The sequence below is a fragment of the Kitasatospora sp. NPDC057512 genome, assembly GCF_042802135.1.
In the GTDB taxonomy this organism is placed as follows: Bacteria; Actinomycetota; Actinomycetes; order Streptomycetales; family Streptomycetaceae; genus Kitasatospora.
Window position 1 is genome coordinate 1 of sequence record NZ_JBHVET010000752.1, and the last position, 4,027, is coordinate 4,027.

General features: G+C 69.4%; 2 protein-coding genes. Both read right to left on the minus strand.

Translation table 11 applies throughout. The features are described 5' to 3' along the window. Window positions 1-22: 22 nt before the first annotated feature. Window positions 23-3,589, minus strand: coding sequence for a DNA polymerase III subunit alpha (gene dnaE / locus ACFU6K_RS33180; protein WP_380669399.1), 3,567 nt, complete (start codon window positions 3,587-3,589; stop codon window positions 23-25). A gap of 160 nt (window positions 3,590-3,749) precedes the next feature. After that, window positions 3,750-4,027 (minus strand): DUF6545 domain-containing protein (locus tag ACFU6K_RS33185; protein WP_380669400.1); only part of this gene is annotated, 278 nt, incomplete at its 5' end.

Genomic DNA, 4,027 nt, shown 5'->3' on the forward strand with positions numbered 1-4,027 from the left:
GACCGGGCCGGGCCGGCGCCGGTCAGGACCGGACGACGGCCCCCGCCCAGGCGCGGTTGCCGAGGAGGGTCTTGACGTCCGAGGCGAGCCCGTTGTCCGGGTTCACCCGGAACCCGAGCTCGTAGAGGGTGTCCTTGTCCCAGTTGGTGGTGCGCAGCCGGACCGGGACGTCGCCGGGGTGGTTCTGGAGGGCGAGCTTGAGTTCGGCGACCACCTGGGGGTTGATCCGGGCGGCCGGGACGGTGATCTGGACGGGCGGCTTGGTGCCGAGCTCGGCGGAGGAGACGTCGAGGGTGGTGATCTCCTGGCCGAAGACGCTCAGTGACCCGTCGCGCTCGTTGAGCCGGCCGCGGATCGAGATCACGTTGTCCTCGATCATCTGCTCGGCCATGAGGTTGTAGGTCGCCGGGAAGAACAGCACCTCGACCGAGCCGTCGCGGTCGGCGAGGGTGATGATCGCCCACGCGTTGCCGGCCTTGTTGATCCGCCGGTCGACGCCGGTGATCAGCCCGGAGAGCCGGACCTCGCCCTCGGAGCGGCCGGAGTCGAGGAGCTGGGCGATCGAGCTGTCGCGGTTCTGGGAGAGGATGTGCTCGGCGCCGTCCAGCGGGTGGCTGGAGACGTAGAGGCCGAGCATCTCGCGTTCCAGGGCGAGGAGTTGGCGCCGGGGCCACTCGTTCTCGGTGAGCTGGAAGTCGAGCCCGATGCCGGGCCCGCCGCCGTCCCCGGCGTCGAGGGCGCCGAACAGGTCGTCCTGTCCGATGGCCTGCTGCTTCTTCAGCCCGGTGACGGCGTCGATCGCGTTCTCGTGCACGCTGCTGAGCGAGAGCCGGGTGTGGCCGAGCGAGTCGAAGGCGCCCGCCTTGACGAGGGAGTCGACGGTGCGCTTGTTGCACACCACCAGTTCGACCTTGTCCAGGAAGTCGGCGAAGGAGGTGTACTTGCCCTTCTCCTCGCGGGTGCCGACCAGGGACTCGATGACGGGCACGCCGACGTTGCGCACCGCCTTGAGGCCGAACCGGACGTCGCTGCCGACGGCGGTGAAGTCGACCACCGACTCGTTGACGTCGGGGGAGAGGATCTTGATGCCCATCTGCCGGCACTCGGCCAGGTAGATCGCCATCTTGTCCTTGTCGTCGGCGACGGAGGTGAGCAGGGCGGCCATGTACTCGGCGGGGTAGTTGGCCTTGAGGTAGGCGGTCTGGTAGGAGACCAGGCCGTACGCGGCGGAGTGCGATTTGTTGAACGCGTAGCCGGCGAACGGGACCAGGACGTCCCAGACCGCCTGGATGGCCTCGTCGGAGTAGCCGCGCTCCTTGCAGCCGGCGTGGAAGGGGACGAACTCCTTCTCCAGGACCTCCTTCTTCTTCTTGCCCATCGCGCGGCGGAGCAGGTCTGCCTGTCCGAGCGAGTAGCCGGCCAGCACCTGGGCGGCTCGCTGGACCTGCTCCTGGTAGACGATCAGGCCGTAGGTGGGGCCGAGGACGTCCTTGAGCGGTTCCTCCAGCTCGGGGTGGATCGGGATGATCTCCTGCTGGGCGTTCTTGCGCAGGGCGTAGTTGGTGTGCGAGTTCATGCCCATCGGGCCGGGCCGGTACAGCGCGGAGACGGCGGAGATGTCGGCGAACTCGGTGGGCTTCATCAGCTTGAGCAGGGCGCGCATGGGGCCGCCGTCGAGCTGGAACACGCCGAGGGTGTCGCCGCGGGCCAGCAGCTGGTAGGTGGTGGGGTCGTCGATCGGGATCTTCTCGATGTCGACGTCGACGCCCCGGTTGGCCTTCACGATCTTGATGCAGTGGTCGATGATGCCCAGGTTCCGCAGACCCAGGAAGTCCATCTTGATCAGGCCCATGGCTTCGCACGACGGGTAGTCGAAGCCGGTGATGATCACGCCGTCCTTGTCCCGCATGTGCAGCGGGATCAGTTCGAGCAGCGGGGTCGAGGAGAGGATGACGGCGGCGGCGTGCACGCCGGTGCCGCGGATCAGGCCCTCGATGCCCCGGCCGGTGTCGATGATCTTCTTGACGTCGGGCTCGTTGTCGTAGAGCGCCCGGATCTCGGTGCCCTCGTTGTACCGCGGGTGCTTGTCGTTGAACAGGTCGGCCAGCGGCACGCCCTTGCCCATGACGTCCGGCGGCATCGCCTTGGTGATCCGGTCGCCCATGGCGAAGGGGTAGCCCAGGATGCGGTTGGCGTCCTTGACGGCGGCCTTGGCCTTGATCGTGCCGAAGGTGTTGACCTGGGCGGTGTAGGCGGAGCCGTACTTGTCGGTGACGTAGCGGACCATCTGGTCGCGCTGGCGGTCGTCGAAGTCGATGTCGACGTCCGGGGGGTTGATGCGCTCGGGGTTGAGGAACCGCTCGAACAGCAGGTCGTGCTCCAGCGGGTCCAGCTGGGTGATGCCGGTCAGGTAGGCGACCATCGAGCCGGCCGCCGAACCACGGCCCGGGCCGACCGGGATGCCGTTGTCCCGGCCGTACTGGCAGATGTCGGCGACCACGAGGAAGTAGGCGTCGAACCCCATCGGGGTGATCACGCCCATCTCCAGCTCGACCCGGTCCAGCACCTCCTGGCTGGGGTTGTCGCCGTAGCGGTGCTGGAGGCCGGCGGCGATCTTCTGGCGCAGGAAGGAGGCCTGGGTCTCGCCCTCGGGGACGTCGAACTGCGGCATCCGGTCGACGTAGGTGAAGACCTCCTCGTACGACTCCACCCGCTCGGCGATCGCCAGGGTGTTGTCGCAGGCCTCCGGCAGCTCGCGGAAGAGCTCGCGCATCTCCTCGGCGGTCTTGACGTAGTAGCCGCTGCCGTTGAACTTGAAGCGGTTCGGGTCGTCCTTGTTCTTGCCCACGCCGACGCAGAGCAGGCTGTCGTGGGCGTCGGCCTGGTCGGCGGTGACGTAGTGCGAGTCGTTGGTGGCCAGCAGCGGGATGTCCAGGTGCTTGGCCAGGCGCAGCAGGTCCTCGCGGACGTCCTGCTCGATGGAGAGCCCGTGGTCCATCAGCTCCAGGAAGTAGTTCTCCTTGCCGAAGATGTCCTGGTAGGCGCCGGCCGCCTTGACGGCCTCCTCGTACTGGCCGAGGCGCAGCCGGGTCTGGACCTCGCCGGAGGGGCAGCCGGTGGTGGCGATGATGCCGGTCGCGTTGGCGGCGATCAGCTCGCGGTCCATGCGGGGCTTCATGTAGTAGCCCTCCATCGACGCGAGCGAGGAGAGCTTGAAGAGGTTCCGCAGGCCGGTGGCGTTCTGCGCCCACATGGTCATGTGGGTGTAGCGGCCGCCACCGGAGACGTCCTTGCCGCCCTCGCCGTCCGAGCCGGTCGGGCGCTGGCCGCCGGGGGACCAGAACACCTGCTTCTTCAGGAAGCGCGAGCCCGGCGCGACGTACGCCTCGATGCCGATGATCGGCTTCACCCCGGTCTTGGCGGCCGCGTGGAAGAACTCGTACGCGCCGAACATGTTGCCGTGGTCGCTCATCGCGATGGCGGGCATGCCCTGTCTCTCCGCCTCGGCGAACAGCTTGCCGTTCTTGGCGGCGCCGTCCAGCATCGAGTACTCGGTGTGGACGTGCAGGTGCGCGAAGCTGTCGGACACGGCGCTGTGCTCCTGGGACGGGATGCGGACAGGGGAAGCGGTCCACCCTATCGGGTCCGCGCCGGCGACGCGCAGCGCCGCGGGCCCGCCTCCGCGATCTTGACGGGGCCCTGCCGGTTCCTTGACGGGACCATGATCCGCGCGGCCGCCCCCGCTCCGGTCAGCCGGCGGTGCGGCCGACGGGCAGCGGCGGCATGGTCCGCAGGGCCTGGGCGACCTGGGTCAGCCAGCGGGTCTCGGCCTCGATGCCGGCGCTGGGCGGCAGGGCCGGCTCGGCCTGGGGCGGCTCGGCGGCCTCGGCGGGCGTGTCCGCCCGCGTGCGGGCGCGGACCAGGGCGGCGGCGATCCGCGCCGCCTCGGCCCGCGCGGCGGCGCCGGTGGTCCGGGCGCCGCCCCGCGGCTGCTCCGGCCCCGTCGGGGGTGTCTCGCCCGTGCGGC